Raw genomic sequence first — 20,769 nt, forward strand, 5'->3', positions numbered from 1 at the left:
CAACAGTGACCCCCTCCTGCGCCTGGAGGCACGGGAATCACACCACCACGGGAGTTCAGGCCGAGGATTCGCACTCAGTGAGGCTCCGCGACCGTTTTTACCGGTCCATGGCCGCGTCGGAAACCTCTAGAGCCGAATCAAGTGCCGCGACGGCTTCGTCGATATCTGCTTCGGTGATCGGCAGCGGCGGTGCGATGATGAGCGTGTTGATCATATTCGCGACATAGACGCCTTCCTCGGAGGCGGCAGCGCCGACTTCGTCGACGACGGTCGACCCAGTCGAAATCTTGTCTTCGCGTTTCCCGAAGGGAACGCGTTTGTCCGGGTCCTTGGTCAGCTCTATCCCACGGAAGAGTCCGACGCCGCGCGTGTCGCCGACGCTCGGATGATCCTCGGAAAGCTCCTCGAGGCGGTCACCGAGATACTCGCCAACCTCGCTCGCATGTTCGATGAGGCCCTCTTCTTGGTACGTTTCGATAGCGGCGAGACCGGCCGCACAGGCGACGGGATGGCCCGAATACGTGTGACCATGGCAGAACATCTCGTCCTCGAAGTGATCCGCGATTTCCTCCGTGACGGTCGTGGCCCCAAGCGGCGCGTATGCACCGGTGAGCCCCTTCGCCATCGTCATGATGTCTGGTGTGACACCGAAGACATCACAGCCGAACCACTCACCGGTGCGGCCGAAGCCAGCCATCACCTCGTCACAGATCAGGAGCGCGCCGTGCGAGTGCGCGATCTCTTTTAAACGCGGGAGATACGCTTCGGGCGGGACCAAGATCCCGTTCGACCCGACGATCGGTTCGACGATGATCGCCGCGACCGTATCGCCCTCAAGCATCAACATCTCATCGATGTATTCCAGACTCTCCATGGGGTCGAGCGTCGACCCGTAGGCGTACGGATCGGGGGCTTTGATTGCGCCCGGCACACCGGGTTCGGACTTCAGTCTCCGGGGGTCTCCGGTGACGCTGATCGAACCGGCCGTCGCGCCGTGGTAGGACCGGTACCGCGAAATCACCTTCTGCTTTCCCGTGTACATCCGGGCGATCTTAATGGCCGCCTCCACGGCTTCAGTTCCGCTGGTCGAAAAGAACGTCTTGGACAGGTTCCCCGGTGTTACTTCGGCAATCTTCTCGCCCAATCGTGCACGCGCTTCCGTCGCAAACCCGGGAGCAAAGTATGCCCCTTCCTGCGCCTGCTCCGCAATCGCATCGGCGACCCTATCGGCCGAGTGCCCGAGATTCGAGCACATGAGTTGTCCCGAAAAGTCGAGATACTCCTTCCCCGATCCGTCGGTAAACCGAACACCCTCTCCGCCGACGATCTCAGTCGGATCGACTTCACTCTGGAACGACCACGTCCCGAACACGTACTGCTTGTCTAGCCGCTCTACTTCGGTGCGATCGTCGACTACGGATGGATTCTCTGTCATAGTTTATCAGAGGTGTGGCGTGCTAATTTATTAATCTTTGGTGAATGACGATGTTCTCAAGATTTCAGTCCAGAAATTATAGCCGACTGCTGGAAGTTCTCTACTGCTGCTCAGAAATCTTCGAATAATATTCAGAATAATCGAAGATTTTATTTCGCCTGTTACGGTAGCAGGTTCATGGTCGAATTAGAGTCGATTGGACAGCACAAGCGAGTACGGAACTATGTGGGTGGTGCCTGGCGGGATATCTCGGGCGACGAGGAACTCACCAGCGTCAATCCAGCGACGGGCGAGGAACTGGCGACGGTTCCCTTCAGCACGGCCGCAGACGTCGATGAGGTCGTCCAGACGGGGAACGAAGCCTTCGAATCCTGGTCGAAGCGCCCTGTCGAAGAGCGAATCCAGCCCCTGTTTCGGTTGAAAACACTTCTCGAAGAGCATCAAGAAGAGCTTGCAGAACTCCTCGTCGAGGATCACGGCAAGACAATTGCAGAGGCCCGCGGCGAACTGCGCCGCGGTATCGAGAACGTGGAGGTTGCCTGCGGTATCCCGTCGATGATGCAAAGCGGCTCACTCCTGAACGCCGCACCCAACATCGACGAGAGCGCTGTTCGAAAGCCCCTCGGCGTCTTTACCGCAATCACCCCGTTCAACTTCCCGGGGATGATCCCGCTGTGGTTCCTGCCCTACGCAGTCGCGACCGGGAACAGCTTCATTCTCAAACCGAGCGAGCAGAACCCGCTCGTCGCTCAGCGACTGTTCGAAATCATCAGCGAGGCGGGGTTCCCGGACGGCGTTCTCCAACTCGTCAACGGCGGGCCCGACACCGTCAACGCCTTGATCGACCACGATGGCGTCGAAGGCGTGTCGTTCGTCGGTAGCACGCCCATCGCGAAACTGGTCTACGAACGGGCAGCCAAAAACGGCAAGCGCGCACAGGCACAGGGCGGGGCGAAGAACCACATCATCGTCACGGAGACGGCCGATCTCGAGTTCGCCGCTGAAAAAACAGTTTCGTCAGCAACCGCCTGCGGCGGTGAGCGATGTCTCGCAAACGACATCGTCCTCGTCGAGGAGTCGGTCTATGACGAGTTCAGCGACCTCGTCGTCGAGGAAGCCGCCAACCAAGTCGTCGGCTACGGCCTCGACGAACAGACAGACATCGGGGCGCTGATCAGTCCCGAACACGAGCAGACCGTTCGTAATTACATCCAGACTGGCATCGAAGAAGGCGCAGAACTCCTGCTCGACGGCAGGGACGTCACCGTCGACGGCTACGAGGACGGCAATTTCCTTGGACCGACCGTCTTCGGCAACGTCACTGCAGACATGGTGATCTCTCAAGAGGAGATTTTCGGGCCGGTGTTCGGTCTCGCGTCAGTCGCAGATATCGACGCGGCAATCTCTCGAATGAACGAGAGCCAGTTCGGCAACGCCGCGAGCCTGTTCACCGGTAGTGGGGCGGATGCGCGGAAGTTCCGACACGAGGGAGAGATCGGAAATCTCGGCGTCAATGTTGGTACCTCCGCGCCGATGGCGTTCTTCCACTTCGGCGGCTGGAAAGACTCGTTCTTCGGCGACCTCCACGCACAGGGAGAGGATATGATCCACTTCTACACGGACAAGGCCATCTACATCGAGCGATGGCCTGACGCCTGAACGACCCGCGCTTCACGCCTTCACTAGAAGCTGGGCTCCGCGACATTCGGCCGATTTTCTCATTTAACCCACCCAAGCGAGGTAGTGGTCGGGGGTTGAGGGTCCGACGACTACGCTTTTTTATGTTCCTCAACGACGTCCCAGTCGAGCTCGATGCCGAGTCCCGGCTCGTCGGGGACCGCAATATACCCGTCTTGGATGAGCGGTTCGTCGCTGGCAACCAAGTCGTCCCACCACGGCACGTCGCGAGCGTGGAACTCGAGCGCGAGGAAATTCGGGACTGTTGCACCGATGTGGACCCCGGCCATGGTTGCGACGGGGCTCCCGATGTTGTGCGGAATCATCGTCAAGTAGTAGGTGTCGGCGAGTTCGGCAATTTTCTTCGTTTCCGCGATACCGCCGGTCTTGGGAATGTCGGGTGCGACGAACGAGACGGCCTCCTTCTCGACCAGATCACGGAAGCCGTGACGGCCGTAGCGGTTTTCACCGGTGAGTAGCGGTTGCTCGATGCTTCGATTAAGCGTTGCCAGCGCATCCACGTTCTCCGGCGGAAGCGGATCCTCGATCCACGCGAGGTCATACGGCTCAAGCGCCTTGCACAGTTTTTCGGTCGCTTCGACGCTGAAATTCCAGTGGAGATCGACCGCCACCTCCGCCTCGTCACCCACCTCCTCGGTCACCGCCTCGACCAGACCCCGCTTGTGTTCGATCTCTGGGGGGTCGAAGTGGCGCGAGAGCGTGTCGATGTCCCGGCCCGACGGCACGTCGAGGTCAAACTTGATCATCTCGTAGCCGTCGTCGACCGCCGCCCGAGCCGCCCGGGCGTACGCATTGGCCTTGTAGGTCTCGTCGGGTTGATCGTTGAGCGCTGCTTCGACCATTCCCTCACCGGCGTGGCAGTCCGCGTACATTCGGACCTTTTCGCGGGTCTTTCCGCCAAGGAGTTGGTAGACTGGCTGTTCGAGGATCTTTCCGGCGGCATCCCAAAGTGCGAGTTCGATCCCGCTGATCGCGATGGTCCCGATACCCTGTTGGGACCCTCGTCCCGAGAGGCTCTCTCGCATGAGGTGGTACAGTCGCTCGACGTCGAGCGGATTCTCACCGAGAAGGACCGGTTTGAAGTAATCCGTGATCACTTCGTGAACGCCCGGAGACGGGTACGCTTCGCCGATCCCCACCACACCCGCGTCCGTTTCGAGGCGGACGATAGTCCAAGGAAAGTTGCCGTCGATGACGATCGTCGATAGATCAGTAATTTCGGGCGTTTCCGTCGAGCGGGCCGGTTGTTTCCCGAAGTCAGGCCAAATGCTCGATGCGAGGCGCGCCGCAAAGTCTGAATACATGTTATCATGCCTCACTTTCCAGAGTGGTCATATCAATTTATGCTTCGGCTTCGCACGGTGAGAAAGAAGCGTGGGAGCGAAATGATCGCGGAGATTAGGCGTCGGGTAGCACCTTTCCGGGGTTCATGATACCGTTCGGATCGAACGTCTCCTTTATCGAGCGCATGAGATCGATCGCTTGCCCGTGCTCTTCGTTCATGAACTGGCGCTTTCCGATTCCGATGCCGTGTTCGCCGGTCGAGGTACCCCCGAGCGCGATCGCCTTCCGAACGACGCGTTCGTTTAACTCGTGTGCCCGCCCGACCATCTCCTCGTCGTCGGGGTCAACGAGCGATGTGAAATGGAGGTTTCCGTCTCCGGCGTGACCGACACAGGAGGTCATCAAATTGAGTTCCTCGCTGGCTTGAGAGACCTCTTCGACGATGTCGGGATAGCGCGAAATCGGCACCACAACGTCACCGACCAGTGCGACTTCCCAATCGTCTCGATAGCTTTGCGTTGCCGGGTATTTGTCACGCCGAGCCTGCCAAATGTCCTCCAAGTTCGCCTTCCCCGCTGCCTTCCACGAGAGCATCCCGTGATCTTCGCAGATCGCCTTCGCGAACGCGAGGTCTTCCTCGATTCCGCTGTTATTCGCGTGCAACTCGATGATTAGCGTCGGGTGTTCTTCGAACGAAACCTCGTCGTGGTAGGCGTTCAGCATCTTGATCGCCGTGGTGTCGATGAACTCGATTGCACCGGGGACGAGTGCCGATCCGATCGCGTCTGCGACGGCCCCGGACGCGGCGACACGCGAGGGAAACGTCACAAGCGCTGCCTTCCGGTATTCCGGAATTCCCACGAGGCCGAGCGTTACCTCGGTTACGACACCGAGCGTCCCTTCGCTCCCGACAAACAGGTCTTTCAGACTGTACCCTGCGGACGTCTTCACAACGCCCTTCCCGCATTCGACGATACGTCCATCGGCGGTGACCACTTTGAGGCGACGAACGTGGTCGCGCGTCTCACCGTAGCGGACCGCGTTGAATCCGCTCGCGTTCGTCGCGACCATTCCGCCTATCGTCGCCACGTTACCGCTTGAGATGCCAGGGGCGAACCGTAGTCCATGGGACGCCAGCCTCTCGTTGAGATCGTCGTAGACCACGCCCGCACCGACAGTCACCTGCATGTCTTCTGGGGAGATTTCGACGTGGTCTATCTCGGCCGTACTCAAGACGATGCCGCCGGCTGAAGGGATCGCGTTCCCTTCGAGTCCAGATCCGCCTGATCGGGGCGTAACCGGCACTCCGCGGTCATTTGCTGCTGAGAGGACGGCGCAGACCTCGTCGGCCGACGCCGGCCAAACGACTGCGTCGGGAACGTGCCCGGAGTGCGGACTTTCGTCAGTGGCGTACTGCTCCCGAATGCTCTCTTTGTGCGTAACGCGGCCGTCAGTGACGGCATCGTCGAGGAAGGTGCAGTCGTAGTCAGCGTCTGCCTTTCGATCCATGAGGCCCCATGGGAGGCGTCTTGGATAAGTTCTCTCTCTGCTTGCACCCTCACCACTAGTTATTCGTAGGTCGGGCGTGTGTGGGGTACTATGACTTGTCCCAAACTGTCGTACCGCCAATCCGCCGGCGACCAGGAGTTCGACACCGAGCGCGCCTACTGTACCGTCGTCGAGGAGTTCGTCTCTCCGATGCGTGCAGACGTCTGTAACGATCGCCACGAGTTGAATCACGAGCGCGACTGCGAGTTCTTCCGAAACGCCGACTCGGAGTGAGCAGCGGTCGACGTCGGCGGAATTGGGTTGTAGGGAACGTTGTAGAGAATGGTGGCAATCGCGAGTCGGAACTATTCCCACCGGCTCGGTTCGCTATACCGTCACCGTCCCGGAATTTCGAGTAGCTCGCGCGCTTCTGCGGGCGTTGCGAGCTCCCGGTCAAGTTCGTCGGCGATGCGAACCGTTCGCCCGACCAGTTGAGCGTTGCTCTCGGCAGGTTCGCCACGACGGTAGTAGAGGTTGTCTTCCATGCCGACGCGCACGTGGCCGCCCATCACGATCCCCATCGTCGTCAGTGGGAGTTGGTGGCGGCCGATCGCAAGCACGTTGAATATCGAGTTGTCTGGGAGATTGTTCACCATGTTGACCATGTTCTCCGGTGTCGGCGGAGTCAACGTTCCCGGCCCGAAGATGATGTTGATGTAGTACGGCTCATCGAGCAGCCCCTTGTCGATGAGGCGGTACACCTCGTTCATGTGGCCATTGTTAAACACCTCCATCTCCGGTTTAATCCCCTTCTCCTGCATCTCCGCAGCCAGCGTGTCTATCATGTGGCGCGTGTTCTCAGAGGTGATGTGCTGGTACCGGTTCATCGGCCCCATATCGAGTGATGCCATCTCTGGGAGCGGATCCGTCCGAATGCCCCTCACTCGTTGCTCGAGCGGGATCCCCGTGCCACCAGTCGTGTTCTGGATGATGATATCGTCACAGCGTTCGCGAACGGCTTCGTTGATCTCTTGGAGCCGACCCGCGTCGCGCTCACCGCGTTCGTCACGCCCGTGAAGATGAACGATCGCTGCACCAAGTTTCTCACACTCTCGGGCGGCTTCGGCGATCTCTTCGGGCTGTTCCGGCAGGTTCTGGTTCACTTCTTTTCCTTGCACGCCGCCCGTGGTCGGGACAGTCAAGATCAATTTTCCGCCCTCGAGGTAATTCTGGTAGCTCATCTATGGGCACCCAGACAGCCCACCACGAAAGCGTTAATGGACGTCCCTGAGAGAATTACTCATGGACGAAGTGCCGTCAGACGACGATGAAACGCCGCCTCGACCCGCTATTATCGGTGCCGGAACGATGGGGCGGAATATCGCCGTCGCCAGCGCGGCCGGAAACCGCCCAGTCACTCTGTTTGATGTCGATGAGGACGCTCTCGAGGAGGCAGAAGCCGAGATCCGATCGACCCTCGAAACGCTCGTCGATCGCGGTGTCGCGGACACGAGTGACATCTCGACCGTCCGGGAGCGCGTTTCGTACGAGACCGAACTGTCGGCGGCGGTCGGAGACGCGCCCCTGATCGTCGAGGCAGTGACCGAGGACCGCGACGTGAAAGCCTCCGTCTACGATGATATCGAACGCGCGGCACCGACCACCGCCACTATCGCGTCGAACACGTCGTCGCTGTCTATTTCCGAACTCGCCTCGTCTCTCGCTCACCCAGAACGGTTTTGCGGAATGCACTGGTTCCACCCTGCCCACATCGTTCCCACCGTTGAGGTCGTCTACGGCGAGCAAACAACTGATAAAACGGTGGATACAGCCACTGATTTTCTCGACTCCATCGGCAAAGATCCGGTCGTCGTCGAACGGGACATCCCCGGATTCATCGCCAATCGAATCCAGTCGGCGATGGCTCGCGAGGCGTGGGCACTACTGGAGTCCGGCGTTGCCAGCGCCGAGGACATCGACCGCGCGGTGAAGGGGACGTTCGGGTTTCGGCTGCCGACGCTGGGCGTATTCGAGAAGGGTGACCACTCCGGGCTCGACATCCACCACAAGGTGCTCACGGAGTTGCTCCAAGATATCGATCGCGAACAGGAACCTGCAGCGATCCTCTCTGATCTCGTCGAGGAGGGGCGACACGGCGTGAAGACCGGACGAGGCGTCTATGACTGGTCGAAGGTCGATCTCGAACAGGTGATGGCCGAACGAGACCAGCGGTTACTCGATCAACTCGAGGTGTACCACGCCGCACGCGGGCCACCCGACGCCACCGGAGAGCCGGAATCGAACTCGTGAAATCGTCACCCGTCAGTACTCGTTGCACTTGTACGTACGACTATATGCTTGGAAAAACAATCGTCATCGTAGTTCATGTATAAGATCGTCATTCCAATCGACAAGGACGAGAAACGGGCGATGACTGCAGTGGAGTTTGTGACTGAACTGGGCGCCGAATCCGGGCTTAACGCCGATCCAGATAACATCTCCGTGTCGATCATAAACGTCTTTGAGAAGTTCAAGGCCATCGACGACGGCGGCAACGTTCAGTCGAAAGACCTGTACGACGAGGACAGCTTCCCGGACTCTGTGACGGCAGCTCGTGACTATCTCGCCGAGGCCGGTGTGGCTGTCGACGTCGAGCGACGACATGGCGATGCTGAGGAGGAAATCATCGATTTCGCCGAGTCGATCGACACCGATACGATCATCATCCCCGGTCGAAAGCGGTCCCCCGTTGGCAAAGCCCTGTTCGGAAGTGTCACCCAACACACCATTCTCAACACCGATATTCCGGTCACAATCGTCTAGTCGCTGTTCGTTCGCTCTCGTCCGGCAGTTCCAAGACAGACGGCCCTCGTCGTTAGATGACGTCGTTCTCCCGTAGCCGCTCGAGTTCCACCTCATCGTACCCAAGCTCCGCGAGAACTTCGGCGGTGTGTTCACCGAGACGGGGAGGCGGGCTCTCCGAATCTGTTTCGAGCGAGCCGAAATTGACCGGATTGGCCGGCGATTTGAGCGTCCCAAGATCGGGGTGTTCCATTTCGGCAATCATCCCTCGAGTCTCAATATGCGGATCGTCGACCAACGTTTCGACGTCCTGAACGGGCGTGCAGGGTACCTCCTCCGCCTGCAGGATGGACATCCACTCATCGGTCGTCCGCTCCGCGAACATGTCGTCGAGGACCGGGTCGAGTTCGTCCCTGTTTTCGACTCGGTCGGAAAACGTCGCGTAGCGCTCGTCGTCGATCCACTCCTCACGGTCGATCGCTCGGCAGAACTTCGGCCAGATGTGTTCGCTCACGACACCAACGACGATATGCGAGTCGACCGTCTCGAACGCCTGATAGGGCATGAGGCTCGGATGTCGGGTCCCCATGCGTTTCGGGTTCTCACCAGTCGCGAAGTAGTTCGAGACGTGGTAGCCGAGGAACTGAAAACTCGCATCCAACAGCGAGATGTCGATATACTCACCGTCTCCGGTTCGCTCGCGGTGGTACAGCGCAGTGAGAATGGAGTATATCGACGTCATCGCACCAGCGAGGTCACAGATCGAGACGCCGATTCGGGCGGGTTGATCTTCGGTTCCGGTGACGCTCATCATTCCCGATTCACCCTGGAGAATTATGTCGAAGGATTTCCGGTCGGCGTAGGGACTGTCGGGTCCGTACCCGGAGATGTCACAATAGATCAGGTCCTCGTTGATACCTGAGAGTCTCTCGTACTCCGCTCCGAATGCCTCCTCATTCCCAGGCGAAAAGTTTTGAATAAAGATGTCCGCGTCCTCGACCAAATCGTGGAGGATGGCCTGTCCCTCGGCAGTCGTGAGGTCCAGACAGACACTGCGCTTGTTTCGGTTTGTGCTGACGAAGTACGCAGAAAGCTCGTCGCCGTACTGCGGCGAGTACGTGCGGGTGAGGTCGCCGTGACCCGGCCGTTCGATCTTGATCACGTTCGCGCCAAGGTCGCCGAGGGTCTGAGCCGCAAACGGACCGACTAGCGCTTGCGTCGCGTCGATAACTGTAATGTGCTCTAACGGCTGCATGTTGACCGAAGGTGGCTCGGCGAGTCGCATATAGCTTCCGCCGTACCGCGGTTCACTTCGTCAATGGCCGACTGCCGATTAGAAGCCGATAGCGGCGCCGTCCTTCCGTGGGTCGGTCCCACCTGAAAGAGTCCCCGACTCGTTGCGGGCGATCTGGCCGCCGCCGAAGTGGAGCGGCTTCATCACGCGGACTTCGTGGCCACGGCGAGCGAGCTTCGTAAGGACGTTCCCGTCGAACCGGCCTTCGACGGCCAATTGACCGTCGACCTGATACCGCCACCGTGGCTCGTCGAGCGCTTCTTGAATCGACATTCCATCGTCAAGGAGGTTCATGAGCACTTGGAGATGCCCCTGCGGTTGCATGTACCCACCCATAACCCCGAAGGCGGCCCAGTCGTTCTCGCCGAAGCGTGCTATTCCAGGTATCAGGGTGTGGAACGGACGCTTTCCGGGTTCGAAGCGGTTTGGATGATCTGGATCGAGCGAGAACGAACTACCTCGGTTCTGGAGCGCGATGCCCGTGTCGCCAGCAACGACCCCGCTGCCGAAGTCCTTGAACCGTGAGTTGATGTACGAGACGACGTTCCCCTCGTCGTCGGCGACCGACAACAGTACGGTGTCGGCCCCTTCCGCGCGGTCGTTCGGGAAGCCGACATCGACGTCAACCGCCGCGTTCGAGCCGATTGCAGCGGCGCGATCAGCCGCATACGATTTCGAGGCGAGATCTGGGACGTCCGCAAACTCGGGGTCGGTGACGTGATAGAGCCCGTCCGTCAGCGCTTGCTTCGCCGCTTCGACCGAGCGGTGAATCCGTTCCGGCGAGCCGGCGGGGTAGTCACCCGCACCCAAGGCTTCGGCGATGTTCAGCGCTTCAAGCGCGACGGGGCCTTGATTGTTCGGCGGGAGCTCGAATATCTCCGCGCCGTTGTAGGTTGTGCTGACGGGGTCGACGAATTCGGGTTCGAACGACGCGAGGTCATCGTGAGAGAGGAACCCGCCTCGCGATCTGACCTCCTCCACAATTTTGTCGGCGATGTCGCCTTCGTAGACGACGTCGGCACCTTCGTCGGCGATGCGTTGCATGGTCTCTCCCAGCGAGGTGAGGCGAACACGCTCGCCGACCTCCGGGGCCCTGCCGTTCGGAAGATACGCCGACCGGGCGTTCTCTCCGCGGAGGACATCGGCGGCTTCGTTCCATTGTTGGGCGATGATTTCCGACACGGGGTATCCGTCGGTCGCATATCCGATAGCCGGCTCGAGCACGCTCGCGAGACTCAACTCGCCCAGCTCCTCGACGGTTCGTTCCCAGCCACGAGCCGTACCAGGGACAGTAACGGTGAGTGGCCCATACTCCGGCATTTGAGCGTTTTTCGCGTCGACATCTTCTTCATCGGCGACCCGTTCACGGATCGCTTCGATGGACGCCTCCATCGGTGCAGCACCGCAGCTTCGAAGCGCCCCGACCTCTCCATCGGCGGTTTTGTAAAGCGCGAACACGTCGCCACCCAGTCCGGTTGACGTGGGCTCGACGACGTTCAACGCTGCGGCGGTGGCGACTGCCGCGTCGAACGCGTTTCCGCCGTTGCGGAGCGTCGAAACGCCTGCCTCCGCGGCAAGGGGTTGGCTCGTCGCAACCAGGCCGCCGTTAGCGTACACTGTTGATCGCCGGGAGGTGAACTGATCTAGGTCCGGTACGGTGTCCATACGGGCGAGTCAGTGGGTTTTGACTAAAGTATTGGTATCTGATCACACGGTCTCGCGTAGAAACACCGACCACAGCAGATATCCGCGTGTGGATCGCTACCACATTGTATGGACCTGCAACTAGAGGGCGATGCGGCACTGGTCACAGCCTCCAGCAGCGGACTCGGAAAAGCCGCCGCGAAGGCGCTCGTCCGTGAGGGAGCGAACGTCGTGATCAACGGCCGCGACGAGGGCCGCCTTGAGAGAGCTCGAGAAGAGGTCGCAGCCGCCGGCGATGGCCGTGTCGTCGCGAAAACGGGCGATCTAACGGACTCCGACGATATCTCGGACCTCGTTTCAGCTACGATCGAGGCGTTCGGCGGTATCGACCACCTCGTGACGTCGGCCGGTGGACCGCCGAGTGGCCCGTTCATTGAGACGACAGACCGCGATTGGTACGAAGCGTACGACCTGCTCGTCATGAGCGTCGTCCGATTGGTCAGAGAGGCCGCTGACGAACTCCGCGCTGGTGACGGAGGAAACGTCGTGCACATCACGTCGATAAGCGTGAAGGAAGCCATCGACTCGCTCGTGCTCTCGAACTCGGTTCGAATGGGAGTTATCGGTCTCGCAAAGACGCTCTCTCGAGAACTCGCCCCGGAAGTACGCTTCAATAGCGTCCTACCCGGTCCTATCGAAACCGAGCGCACTGCCGACCTAATCGAACAGGCGATAGCTCGGGGTGAGGTTGAGTCCTACCAGGAGGGACTGGCGGCGAAGGGGAGTTCTACTCCACTCGGCCGGATCGGGCGGCCGATGGAACTCGGCAACACGGTCGCGTTCCTCTGTTCACCCACGGCGGCGTTTATCAATGGTGTTACCGTCCCAATCGACGGTGGTCTCAGCCGGTCCAACCTCTGAGTTCGGCGATCGAATTCACTTCCGAAATGTGTCGGAGAACTCTGTGAGTAGTTCGGCAGTGGTCCGGGCGCCGGCACGGAAACAGGAGAGTGCAATGTTCTCGTCCGGTGCATGGTTGTTCTCGTCGGCATTCGCATAGGGTACTACCAGACACGGAGCGTCGAGTACATCGGCGAAAACGTACGTCGGAACAGAGCCTCCCAGCGATGGTTTGAGTATCGGTTCCATATCCCACGCTCTGCTGACGGCACGCATCATCGGTTCGATTACCGGACTTTCCGCAGGCGTCCGCTGAGGAGCCATTGCGGCCACACGTGTGAGCGTAACGTCGATCCCTGGCGGTACGTGATCCTCTGCGTGGCGCGAAAGCGATTGGAAGATTCGCTCCGGATCTTGGTCGGCGACTAATCGAAAGTCGATCTTCGCGCGAGCCGCTGACGGTAACACCGTCATCATTCCCTCTCCGTGAACGCCGGCGTCAAGCCCGGCGACATTCAAATTCGGTTGACATAGCAAGCGTTCGGCGTAGTTTTCTCCGTCGTCTATCGTGAGCGCCGAGAGTCCGAGCTCAGATTTCACCGCCTCCTCATCGATTGGAATCGCCTCGAGTATCTCACGGTCACGCTCCGTGAGCGGGCGCACGTCGTCGTAAAAATCTTCGACTGCAATCCGACCATCGTCGGTCCAGAGCGAGGAAAGGAGGTCGGCTAGCGCCGTGGCTGGATTGGGGATCGGTCCCCCGAAGTTTCCTGAGTGGAGATCTCGGTTTGCTCCCGTCGTCTTGATATCGATGTACAACAACCCCCGAGCCCCGAGTAACACCTGTGGTCGCCCCGATTCGTCGATAGGGCCGTCAGCCACGATTGCGACGTCTGCATCGAGTTCGTCGCGGTACTCCGTAACGAGCCACTCGAGGTTTTCGCTGCCGCTCTCCTCTTCGCCCTCGATCACGAGTGTCACGTCAGTTGGAAGTCCCGTCGTCTCACGAAGCGCACGAACACCACACAGATGCGCAAACCACTGTCCTTTGTTGTCGCCGGCGCCGCGGCCGTAGAGGCGTTCCGAACCGTCCGGTCCTTCACGGATAGTCGGTTCGAACGGAGGCGATTGCCACTCCGAGGCGTTCGCGGGTTGGACGTCGTAATGACCGTAGAGCAGCACCTTCTGTTCGGCCTGCCCGGTGTCTGCAGACGCGTGAGCGATGACGGCCGGTTGGCCTGGCGTTTCGACGATTTCAGCGCTGTCAAATCCGTAGTCGAGGCAGGATTGCCGGACCATCGCTGCACACTCCTCGATTCCTTCTCCGGTTGCACTGATCGACGGCTGAGAGATTAACGCTCGGAGGTCATCGAGGATCACCCCTTCGTGACGCTCGAGGAATTCGTGTGGTCCTTCCGTTGTCATCGTCGCTACACACCTCTCAGATATTCTGTTCGCGGACTCCAGTTCATGATACTACTCCTCTGTTCCGCTCGGAGTACAAATAGTCCGGGTGGAACTATCACCCATGTGCTACTATGTCGTGCTTTCGAATGCAGACGGGCCGCAGTGAGGTGAACATACGTAACATTGGCAGCGAACATACAGTATATTGTTTGAAATCAGCCGGGATATGTCGACTTTTATTCAGTCTAAGCACACCACACTCGTATATGGGCACGCCATTCTGGGGAACGTTTAAATAAGGCTGGCTATATCATGTAAAACGATGTTCGATAACGACGGCCCATCACGGAGAAACGTATTGAAAGGAACCGCTGGACTCGGAGCACTTTCGCTTGCTGGTTGTCTGGGTGGCGGTGACGGTGGCGACGGCGGAAATGAACCGATCGACCTTACTGTCGGCTCGTCATCTTCTGGATCATCGACGTACGGTAATTCACAGGCGATTCAGCGTGTTGTAAGCGAAAACTCCGACTACCTCAACTTCATCACCCAAGACGCAGGGGGGGACCCGCAGTCTATTCGGCTGTACGCCGACGGAGAGATCAATTCCTACTCGGCAGGGAACTACATTATGAACCAGGCCCTCAACGAGACGGGCCCGTTCGCGGAGGACCCGGTCTCTGAGTTCCCGCAGCTTGGATTCGGTCACCTCTCGCTCAATCTCTACTGGATGGCGCTGGAAGACAGCGACATTGAGACGACCGACGACCTTCCCGGGAGAGACGTCTACTGTCTTCCTGCCGGATGGGGCCTCCGCGCGATGACCGAGGAGATGTACGGCGCTGCCGGTCTCTGGGAAGGTCTTGAAGAGAACGTCGTCAACGTCGAAACCGGCCAGGCAGCGAGTGCGCTCGCTGAAGGTCGCGCAGAGGCGTTCATTGTGTACACGTCGAACTACACGCAGCTCCCGTCGTGGGCGGCCGAAATCGACTCTCGTGTTGACGTCCGAGCAATCGAGATGACGGAAGACTACGTCAAAGCAGCGCAGGACTTCGGAGGCGCGGGCTACGAAGAAGTCGACGAGATTGGCGGCTGGGAACAGGATGTTCAGGGCGGTGACTTCCCGAAGCACACGTGGACCGAAACCTACCCGTACTACTTCAGCCCGGAGATCCCCGCACAAGCGGTCTACGACCTGATGGAGATCTGCCACAACAACTACGAGTCGATGCAGGAGGCCAACCCGACGATTCTCGACTGGTCCGACCCGTCGAACTTCACCTTTGCGCTGGCTCACACGGACGATATTCCGATTCACCCCGGCGCGGCTGACTGGTACGAAGAGAACGACGCCTGGGACGACAGCTGGACCCGTGGCGACGAATAGCTAACCAGTCACCCGCTATCGCCTACAGACAAATGGTTTATACCACATCAGGGAAGAGCCGACTAGAGCTTGCTAACGACTTAGTTACGGGACTATCGGTAATCGTCTGGCTCGGCGTTCTGTATTACGCGTTCACGCAAGGGATAGATCGAATCTTGTTTACTGTGATATTTTTGGGGTCGATCATCCTCGTATACCTGGGGAACGAGGCGATCGAAGCGTATGAGGAACAAAACAAACTCGAGTTAGTCGGCCTCACACTTTCAGCGATAATTACCCTGGGGACGACGATCTACATGATCGCGTTCTACGACATATTGCTGCGAGTACGTGTGGGTACGGCATTGCCTCGCGAGTACGTAATCGCCGCCGCGTTCTTTCTGGTAATTCTCTACCTGTCGTACCGAGCGTACGGATTGACGTTCTTAGCCGTGATCCTCGGGGTGATACTCTACGGACTGTACGGAAACTACGCTCCCGGTATCCTTCGTCACGGCGGGTTCAGCGTGAACCGGATGATGAGCATCATGGTCCTCGACTTCCAGGGGGTGTACGGGTCTATCTCCAGGATTATCGCCACATGGGTGGCCCTGTTCCTGCTGTACGCAGGATTGATGCGCGGGTTCGGGGCGTTCGATCTCATCATGCGAATTGGACTTCGGTCGGCGAACTACGTCCGCTCTGGCGTCGCGCTCTCTGCCGTGACCTCGAGCATCATCATCGGCTCGATCACGGGTAGTCAAGCTGCGAATACGGCGATCACCGGATCGTTTACCATCCCACTGATGAAGAAAACCGGGATGAAAGGGGAGACGGCGGGAGCGATCGAATCCGTCGCCTCGACCGGCGGACAGATCATGCCGCCGATTATGGGTGCAGCGGCGTTCGTGATGGCCTCGTTGCTCGGGATTACGTACGTCCAGGTTCTCGTCGCAGGCATCGTTCCGGCGATTATCTTCTACGGCTCCGTCACGATTGCTGTCCACTACAAGGGCATCGGCCAACTTCGTGGGAAGAACACAAAGATCAACGTCGAAAGCCAGTTCGACGAGCGGATGAGCCAGAGGGAGTTCATCATCCAATGTCTTCGGTTCGGGATTCCGTTCCTCCTCTTGATCTACATCCTCGGTGTCCTCCAGTACACCGTCCTCACGGCGGCGTTGTACACCATCATCGCGATGTTCGCCACTGGGTTCTCGTTCCCGCTGATTCGGGCCGCAGTGGACGGCGAGAGCCTTTTCGATGAATTCGTCAGCCTCCTCGGTGATGCGGGAGACGGCTTCAGAGAAGGGGTGATCATACTTGCACCGATCGCGATCATTATCGCGGCAATCAACGGCGTCGTCGACGTCTTCACCGCCTCGGGTATCCCGGGTATCCTCTCACTGGCACTGCTCGACCTCTCAGGCGGGGTCATGTTCACCGCGGTCGTTCTGGCGATGCTCATCTCGATCATTCTCGGAATGGGCATGCCGACCGTCGCCGCGTACGTCATCGTGGCCGCGCTGATCGCACCGGCGTTGGTCCAGCAGTTCTTCGTTCCGGATCTCGCGGCACACTTCTTCGTTCTGTATGCGGCGATCCTGTCGGGTCTGACGCCCCCAATCGCGATCGCAGTCGTCGTCGCGACGGGGATTGCAGAGAGCAACTTCTGGCGAACGGCACACGAAGCCCTGAAGATCTCTGCACCGATCTACGTCCTGCCATTCTCGTTCATCTACAACCCCGAACTCGTCGTCGGTGGCTTCGGGTTGGCAACCCTGGGCTCGGGAGCACTCGCTCTGCTCGGGGCGTTGGGAATCTCTCACGGGCTCAACTACTATGGAAAATTCTTCCACGAGAGCCCCTTCATCAAATTCCCTGTCAAAGGGATCTACTTCGGGCTCGGACTAATCGCAATGGTCTATCCGGACACGATGATCCGCACGGTTAGCGTGGTCGTTATTCTCGTGATGATCGGAATCCAGCTGCAGAAGCCGATCCGCGAACGAGTCTCTGCTCGAAGTTCAAGCCTGGTACCAGGTCGCTGAGAGCGGGTTCCCTCCTTCACTTTCCTCACGGTGTGGTTGCCTGAAATCGACCGCTCTCACCAGCTAGCCTGAGAACGTGTGTGCCACAAAGAACGGATACATCTCGAGCCAGCCCCGATCGTAGTCGACGTCGTACTCAGTCGCCTCAATACAGGCATCGTCGCCAATCTGAAGTGAGTCATACGACTCGTCGATCGGTGCGAGTAGTTGTGGCCCATCCTCGAGTGCGACGACACCGATCACGAGTTCATCTGGGAAGGGTTCCGCCGTCGCGTGAGTTCTCGTAAACGAGTAAAGCGTCCCCAGCCCTTCTGTTTCCGACCACGCAACGTCGGTCGAATGACAGTGGGGACAGATTGGACTTGGGGGGAAGAACGTCTCACCACAGCTCTCACAGGCGTGAATCAAGAACGTACCGTCCCGAAGACTCTCCCAGAACGGTAGCGTGTACGGTTCCATTGATCACACCCCCGTCCCGAACACTGTCGCGGTTACGCCGTTCAGGTGGCCGTGTTCCGCCGTTGTGAGGGCGGATTTCGCGTCTCGAACCTGCGTCGACGCTGTCCCCCGAAGCTGTTTCACGACCTCGACGTAATTGAGCAACGGCGTCACCATCGGCGGATGCCCTCTTCCGAGACAGCCACCTGACGGGCTAATCGAAAACGGTCCCTCCGATGGTGTCCGGGCATCTAAGCACGCTGCGACACCGTCGCCCCGCTTCGCGACTCCCAACTCCTCCAGTACGATCGCTTCGATGTGCGGAAACGGCGCGTACGGTTCGAAGACGTCTATGTCAGGAAGTACAAGTCCGGCACGTTCGGTCGCTGTGTTCACCGCATGCCTCACGGCCGGTAATTCCGTGATCGATGAATCTCGGCTCATCAGAAAATGACTCGCCGTATGGTAGTACCCGGTTCCCTGGACGGCTATCGGCGGAGAATCCGAGTTGGTGACTGCATCTGCAGTGAGCAGTATCGCTGCTGCACCGTCGCAGGGGGCCGGGCAGTCAAACAGCCGGATAGGATCCGCAATCAACCGGGCGTCGAGGACGTCATCCCGTGATAGCCCTTCGTCGAAGAGACCATCCGGATTTGCCACGCCGTTCTTACGGTTCTTGACTACGATATCAGCGAGATCGGCCCTCTCGATGTCGTACTCGTACATATACCGTTGCATGCTTTGTGCGTACGCCGCCGGGACGGTCATCCCGATAGGCGATTCGAACTCCGAGTCGAACGACTTCAAGATATAATCGAAGTATGGGCCCGTCGTATCCACGATAGAGTTACGTTCAACCGCGAGAACCAACGCTGCCTCCACAGTCCCGTTTCGAATATCGGACACCGCCGAGTGAAACGCGTTCGCCCCGCTTGATCCCCCGGTTGAAATCTCTAGTGCGCGGTCGACGTTGAGGCCGAGTAGGCGGAGGAGATACGTCGAAAAAAATCCCTGCGGCGTCCACGGCCGGGGGGAGGGCATGTATACCCCGTCGATAGCTGAGAGGTCGAGCGACGCATCCTCGAGGGCTTCTCGAACGACTCGCAGTGCGAGGTCGCGCTCCGGAACTGAGTGCGTTCCGTTCGGAACGCTTCCGATACCGGCAACGGTTGGAACTGCAGTCTCCGTCATGCTACAACATAGCAGACAATAACGGAGTATATACATTTGCATTGCGCCGTTCATCCGTGCGGGGCTTCCGAAGATCGCTCTGCAGTGCTCAGATCACCCGACACCGGCCGATTCGCGATCCGTATTTCCACGTGCACTCACCGGCCCACGCGGCGGTAATACTTATACCAACATCTGTACATCACCATTTATGGGGACGAACCTACCGTTAGCCGGGAAGTCAGCGTTTATCACCGGTGCGAGCTCGGGTATCGGGGAGGCCGCGGCGGAGGCACTTGCGGCGCAAGGCGCGGACGTCGCATTGGTCGCTCGGCGGAAAGAGAAACTCGAATCGATCGCAGAACGGATCGAGTCAGTGACCGGACAAACGGCGTTTGTACTTCCGACCGACGTCACTGACAATAGTGCAGTCAACGAAGCCGTGGCACAAACCGTCGACACCTTCGGTCAATTGGACGTCCTCGTCAATAACGCAGGCATCGCAACCGGAAGCGACGTGACGGTCGAAACGATTCCTGCCGAACAGTATCGGGATGTGATGGCGGTAAACGTGGACGGCGTGTTCTTCGTCACGCAAGCAGCGATCCCACATCTCCGCGAAACGAGTGGCATCGCGGTGTTTGTGGGGAGTTTCGCCGGCCAATTTCCCCGACCGGGAGCCCCTCTTTATGCAGCCACGAAATGGTGGACGCGAGGCTTTGCACACAGTCTCGCAGGATGGCTCGGAGAGGATGAGGTCGGCGTAACTGTGATCAACCCGACCGAGGTTCGTACAGAGTTCGGGAGGGGGTACCGAGATCAGACTTCGAAAGACCGGTTCGAGCCGAACGAAGTGACTGAGCCGGAAGTGATCGGTGACGCCATCGCGTTTGCGGCTCAGCAAGAACCGCCTAACGTCGTGTCCGAACTCGACCTGTATCGACGCGGTAAATTCTCGCACTTCTAACGTGAGGGACGCCAACAGCAGTCGCGCACTGCTTTCCAACAGTACGCTTGGAAAGTACTATATCTCTCCCGCGACCAAGACGGCCATAGTCATGGAGGAACCGGTTCGCAGACACAGCAGCGGGGCATTTTGATATGACCCACTCGGCGGATCGCTGCTCGTGTAAAGTAGGGCGAATGAGTAGCAAGTACGATTTCGACGGAATGAACGAGGAGCTCCGTGATAGACGATTGAATCGGGAGAGGAGCCTCCGAGATCTCGCCGATTATTTTAACCAGCGAGTCCTCAGGGGAGTGATATCGGGGGCCGGATTCGATCTCGAGGACGTCGCGTACGGTTCCGTTAGCCCTGAGGATGCAGTAGCGAGCGTATACGAGTCTCTCACGAGCGAAACGATCTCTGCTGATCGCGAGGTGCGTGTCCGTACTCGTCTTGAACAACGCGGGATCGACATTGATGCCGTTGAATCGGACTGGGTTACTCACCCGACAATGCAGTCTCACCTCAACGACTGTCTTGGGATCGACACGAGTCGATCGAGTCGAATCGGACGAGAGGTATCTAGGGACACCATCGAATGGGCAAGGACCCGATGTACTAAAATTGTGGACCAAACCGTGTCACGACTCGTCAGTTCCGGCGTGGTGAGCGTGTCAGACCACACCGTGTCCGTATCCATAACTATCAGTTGTTCCGATTGTGATCAATCATACCGACTATCCGAATTACTGAACGAACGGTCATGTGCTTGTTACAATAACGACGAATAGGACTGCTAGCAGCACGGAGACTACGAGAATTTCGCGGCCTGAAGACGTTTATGCA

General features: G+C 58.8%; 18 protein-coding genes. 9 read left to right on the plus strand and 9 right to left on the minus strand.

Annotation, left to right across the window (positions count from 1 at the left end; genetic code table 11):
• Window positions 1-97 precede the first annotated feature (97 nt).
• Entirely contained in the window at window positions 98-1,435 is a 1,338-nt protein-coding gene (locus ACNS84_RS04010; RefSeq protein ID WP_435073544.1) for an aminotransferase family protein, read from the minus strand.
• Between the two features lie 177 nt (window positions 1,436-1,612).
• Here ACNS84_RS04010 and ACNS84_RS04015 point away from each other — a divergent pair, with 177 nt between their 5' ends.
• Entirely contained in the window at window positions 1,613-3,094 is a 1,482-nt protein-coding gene (locus ACNS84_RS04015) for a CoA-acylating methylmalonate-semialdehyde dehydrogenase (protein WP_435073545.1), read from the plus strand.
• A gap of 110 nt (window positions 3,095-3,204) precedes the next feature.
• Here the strand turns inward: ACNS84_RS04015 and ACNS84_RS04020 are convergent, their stop codons facing one another.
• Both ACNS84_RS04020 and ACNS84_RS04025 read right to left on the minus strand, forming a co-directional pair.
• A complete protein-coding gene (locus tag ACNS84_RS04020) occupies window positions 3,205-4,437 on the minus strand; it encodes a mandelate racemase/muconate lactonizing enzyme family protein (RefSeq protein WP_435073546.1) in 1,233 nt (410 codons plus the stop codon).
• Between the two features lie 94 nt (window positions 4,438-4,531).
• Window positions 4,532-5,926, minus strand: coding sequence for an FAD-binding oxidoreductase (locus ACNS84_RS04025; protein ID WP_435073547.1), 1,395 nt, complete (start codon window positions 5,924-5,926; stop codon window positions 4,532-4,534).
• 90 nt (window positions 5,927-6,016) lie between these two features.
• Here ACNS84_RS04025 and ACNS84_RS04030 point away from each other — a divergent pair, with 90 nt between their 5' ends.
• Window positions 6,017-6,199: a hypothetical protein gene (locus ACNS84_RS04030; protein ID WP_435073548.1), complete on the plus strand. Its 183-nt coding sequence runs from the start codon at window positions 6,017-6,019 to the stop codon at window positions 6,197-6,199.
• Between the two features lie 101 nt (window positions 6,200-6,300).
• On the opposite strand, the gene ACNS84_RS04035 is transcribed toward ACNS84_RS04030, so the two are convergent.
• A complete protein-coding gene (locus ACNS84_RS04035; RefSeq protein ID WP_435073549.1) occupies window positions 6,301-7,146 on the minus strand; it encodes a beta-keto acid cleavage family enzyme in 846 nt (281 codons plus the stop codon).
• 61 nt (window positions 7,147-7,207) lie between these two features.
• Here ACNS84_RS04035 and ACNS84_RS04040 point away from each other — a divergent pair, with 61 nt between their 5' ends.
• Together ACNS84_RS04040 and ACNS84_RS04045 are read left to right on the plus strand one after the other, a co-directional pair.
• Window positions 7,208-8,215 carry a 3-hydroxyacyl-CoA dehydrogenase family protein gene (locus ACNS84_RS04040; RefSeq protein ID WP_435073550.1) on the plus strand — a complete coding sequence of 336 codons (1,008 nt, stop codon included), beginning with the start codon at window positions 7,208-7,210 and terminating at the stop codon, window positions 8,213-8,215.
• A 75-nt stretch (window positions 8,216-8,290) separates the two neighbouring features.
• The gene (locus tag ACNS84_RS04045; RefSeq protein WP_435073551.1) at window positions 8,291-8,728 is read left to right on the plus strand and encodes a universal stress protein; all 438 of its coding nucleotides are present in this window, start codon (window positions 8,291-8,293) and stop codon (window positions 8,726-8,728) included.
• Window positions 8,729-8,780: 52 nt separating this feature from the next.
• Here ACNS84_RS04045 and ACNS84_RS04050 read toward each other — a convergent pair whose 3' ends face one another.
• Together ACNS84_RS04050 and ggt are read right to left on the minus strand one after the other, a co-directional pair.
• Window positions 8,781-9,962, minus strand: a complete 1,182-nt coding sequence (locus ACNS84_RS04050; RefSeq protein WP_435073552.1) for a CaiB/BaiF CoA transferase family protein — start codon at window positions 9,960-9,962, stop codon at window positions 8,781-8,783.
• A gap of 78 nt (window positions 9,963-10,040) precedes the next feature.
• Complete coding sequence (ggt, locus tag ACNS84_RS04055; RefSeq protein WP_435073553.1) at window positions 10,041-11,666, minus strand: gamma-glutamyltransferase; 1,626 nt, start codon at window positions 11,664-11,666, stop codon at window positions 10,041-10,043.
• 108 nt (window positions 11,667-11,774) lie between these two features.
• On the opposite strand from ggt, the gene ACNS84_RS04060 reads away from it, so the two are divergent.
• Window positions 11,775-12,566, plus strand: a complete 792-nt coding sequence (locus ACNS84_RS04060) for an SDR family oxidoreductase (RefSeq protein WP_435073554.1) — start codon at window positions 11,775-11,777, stop codon at window positions 12,564-12,566.
• 15 nt (window positions 12,567-12,581) lie between these two features.
• On the opposite strand, the gene ACNS84_RS04065 is transcribed toward ACNS84_RS04060, so the two are convergent.
• Complete coding sequence (locus tag ACNS84_RS04065) at window positions 12,582-13,970, minus strand: M20/M25/M40 family metallo-hydrolase (RefSeq protein ID WP_435073555.1); 1,389 nt, start codon at window positions 13,968-13,970, stop codon at window positions 12,582-12,584.
• A gap of 340 nt (window positions 13,971-14,310) precedes the next feature.
• Between ACNS84_RS04065 and ACNS84_RS04070 the strand changes: the two genes are divergently transcribed.
• Together ACNS84_RS04070 and ACNS84_RS04075 are read left to right on the plus strand one after the other, a co-directional pair.
• A complete protein-coding gene (locus ACNS84_RS04070; protein ID WP_435073556.1) occupies window positions 14,311-15,339 on the plus strand; it encodes a TAXI family TRAP transporter solute-binding subunit in 1,029 nt (342 codons plus the stop codon).
• 32 nt (window positions 15,340-15,371) lie between these two features.
• Window positions 15,372-17,369, plus strand: a complete 1,998-nt coding sequence (locus ACNS84_RS04075; RefSeq protein ID WP_435073557.1) for a TRAP transporter permease — start codon at window positions 15,372-15,374, stop codon at window positions 17,367-17,369.
• Window positions 17,370-17,432: 63 nt separating this feature from the next.
• Here the strand turns inward: ACNS84_RS04075 and ACNS84_RS04080 are convergent, their stop codons facing one another.
• Both ACNS84_RS04080 and ACNS84_RS04085 read right to left on the minus strand, forming a co-directional pair.
• On the minus strand, window positions 17,433-17,828 hold the full coding sequence (locus tag ACNS84_RS04080) for a Zn-ribbon domain-containing OB-fold protein (protein WP_435073558.1): 396 nt from the start codon (window positions 17,826-17,828) through the stop codon (window positions 17,433-17,435).
• 3 nt (window positions 17,829-17,831) lie between these two features.
• Window positions 17,832-18,998, minus strand: coding sequence for a thiolase family protein (locus ACNS84_RS04085; protein WP_435073559.1), 1,167 nt, complete (start codon window positions 18,996-18,998; stop codon window positions 17,832-17,834).
• Window positions 18,999-19,188: 190 nt separating this feature from the next.
• Here ACNS84_RS04085 and ACNS84_RS04090 point away from each other — a divergent pair, with 190 nt between their 5' ends.
• Window positions 19,189-19,944: an SDR family oxidoreductase gene (locus ACNS84_RS04090; protein ID WP_435073560.1), complete on the plus strand. Its 756-nt coding sequence runs from the start codon at window positions 19,189-19,191 to the stop codon at window positions 19,942-19,944.
• Window positions 19,945-20,078: 134 nt separating this feature from the next.
• The gene (rdfA, locus tag ACNS84_RS04095; protein ID WP_435073561.1) at window positions 20,079-20,714 is read left to right on the plus strand and encodes a rod-determining factor RdfA; all 636 of its coding nucleotides are present in this window, start codon (window positions 20,079-20,081) and stop codon (window positions 20,712-20,714) included.
• The last annotated feature ends 55 nt before the right edge of the window (window positions 20,715-20,769 follow it).

It is taken from the genome of Halorubrum wangae (assembly GCF_051194135.1).
In the GTDB taxonomy this organism is placed as follows: Archaea; Halobacteriota; Halobacteria; order Halobacteriales; family Haloferacaceae; genus Halorubrum.

What these genes read in the sequence shown, in the direction of transcription:
- ACNS84_RS04010 (WP_435073544.1), bottom strand. Translation starts at nt 1,435, where the DNA reads ATGACAGAGAATCCATCCGTAGTCGACGATCGCACCGAAGTAGAGCGG.
- ACNS84_RS04015 (WP_435073545.1), top strand. Translation starts at nt 1,613, where the DNA reads ATGGTCGAATTAGAGTCGATTGGACAGCACAAGCGAGTACGGAACTAT.
- ACNS84_RS04020 (WP_435073546.1), bottom strand. Translation starts at nt 4,437, where the DNA reads ATGTATTCAGACTTTGCGGCGCGCCTCGCATCGAGCATTTGGCCTGAC.
- ACNS84_RS04025 (WP_435073547.1), bottom strand. Translation starts at nt 5,926, where the DNA reads ATGGATCGAAAGGCAGACGCTGACTACGACTGCACCTTCCTCGACGAT.
- ACNS84_RS04030 (WP_435073548.1), top strand. Translation starts at nt 6,017, where the DNA reads ATGACTTGTCCCAAACTGTCGTACCGCCAATCCGCCGGCGACCAGGAG.
- ACNS84_RS04035 (WP_435073549.1), bottom strand. Translation starts at nt 7,146, where the DNA reads ATGAGCTACCAGAATTACCTCGAGGGCGGAAAATTGATCTTGACTGTC.
- ACNS84_RS04040 (WP_435073550.1), top strand. Translation starts at nt 7,208, where the DNA reads ATGGACGAAGTGCCGTCAGACGACGATGAAACGCCGCCTCGACCCGCT.
- ACNS84_RS04045 (WP_435073551.1), top strand. Translation starts at nt 8,291, where the DNA reads ATGTATAAGATCGTCATTCCAATCGACAAGGACGAGAAACGGGCGATG.
- ACNS84_RS04050 (WP_435073552.1), bottom strand. Translation starts at nt 9,962, where the DNA reads ATGCAGCCGTTAGAGCACATTACAGTTATCGACGCGACGCAAGCGCTA.
- ggt (WP_435073553.1), bottom strand. Translation starts at nt 11,666, where the DNA reads ATGGACACCGTACCGGACCTAGATCAGTTCACCTCCCGGCGATCAACA.
- ACNS84_RS04060 (WP_435073554.1), top strand. Translation starts at nt 11,775, where the DNA reads ATGGACCTGCAACTAGAGGGCGATGCGGCACTGGTCACAGCCTCCAGC.
- ACNS84_RS04065 (WP_435073555.1), bottom strand. Translation starts at nt 13,970, where the DNA reads ATGACAACGGAAGGACCACACGAATTCCTCGAGCGTCACGAAGGGGTG.
- ACNS84_RS04075 (WP_435073557.1), top strand. Translation starts at nt 15,372, where the DNA reads ATGGTTTATACCACATCAGGGAAGAGCCGACTAGAGCTTGCTAACGAC.
- ACNS84_RS04080 (WP_435073558.1), bottom strand. Translation starts at nt 17,828, where the DNA reads ATGGAACCGTACACGCTACCGTTCTGGGAGAGTCTTCGGGACGGTACG.
- ACNS84_RS04085 (WP_435073559.1), bottom strand. Translation starts at nt 18,998, where the DNA reads ATGACGGAGACTGCAGTTCCAACCGTTGCCGGTATCGGAAGCGTTCCG.
- ACNS84_RS04090 (WP_435073560.1), top strand. Translation starts at nt 19,189, where the DNA reads ATGGGGACGAACCTACCGTTAGCCGGGAAGTCAGCGTTTATCACCGGT.
- rdfA (WP_435073561.1), top strand. Translation starts at nt 20,079, where the DNA reads ATGACCCACTCGGCGGATCGCTGCTCGTGTAAAGTAGGGCGAATGAGT.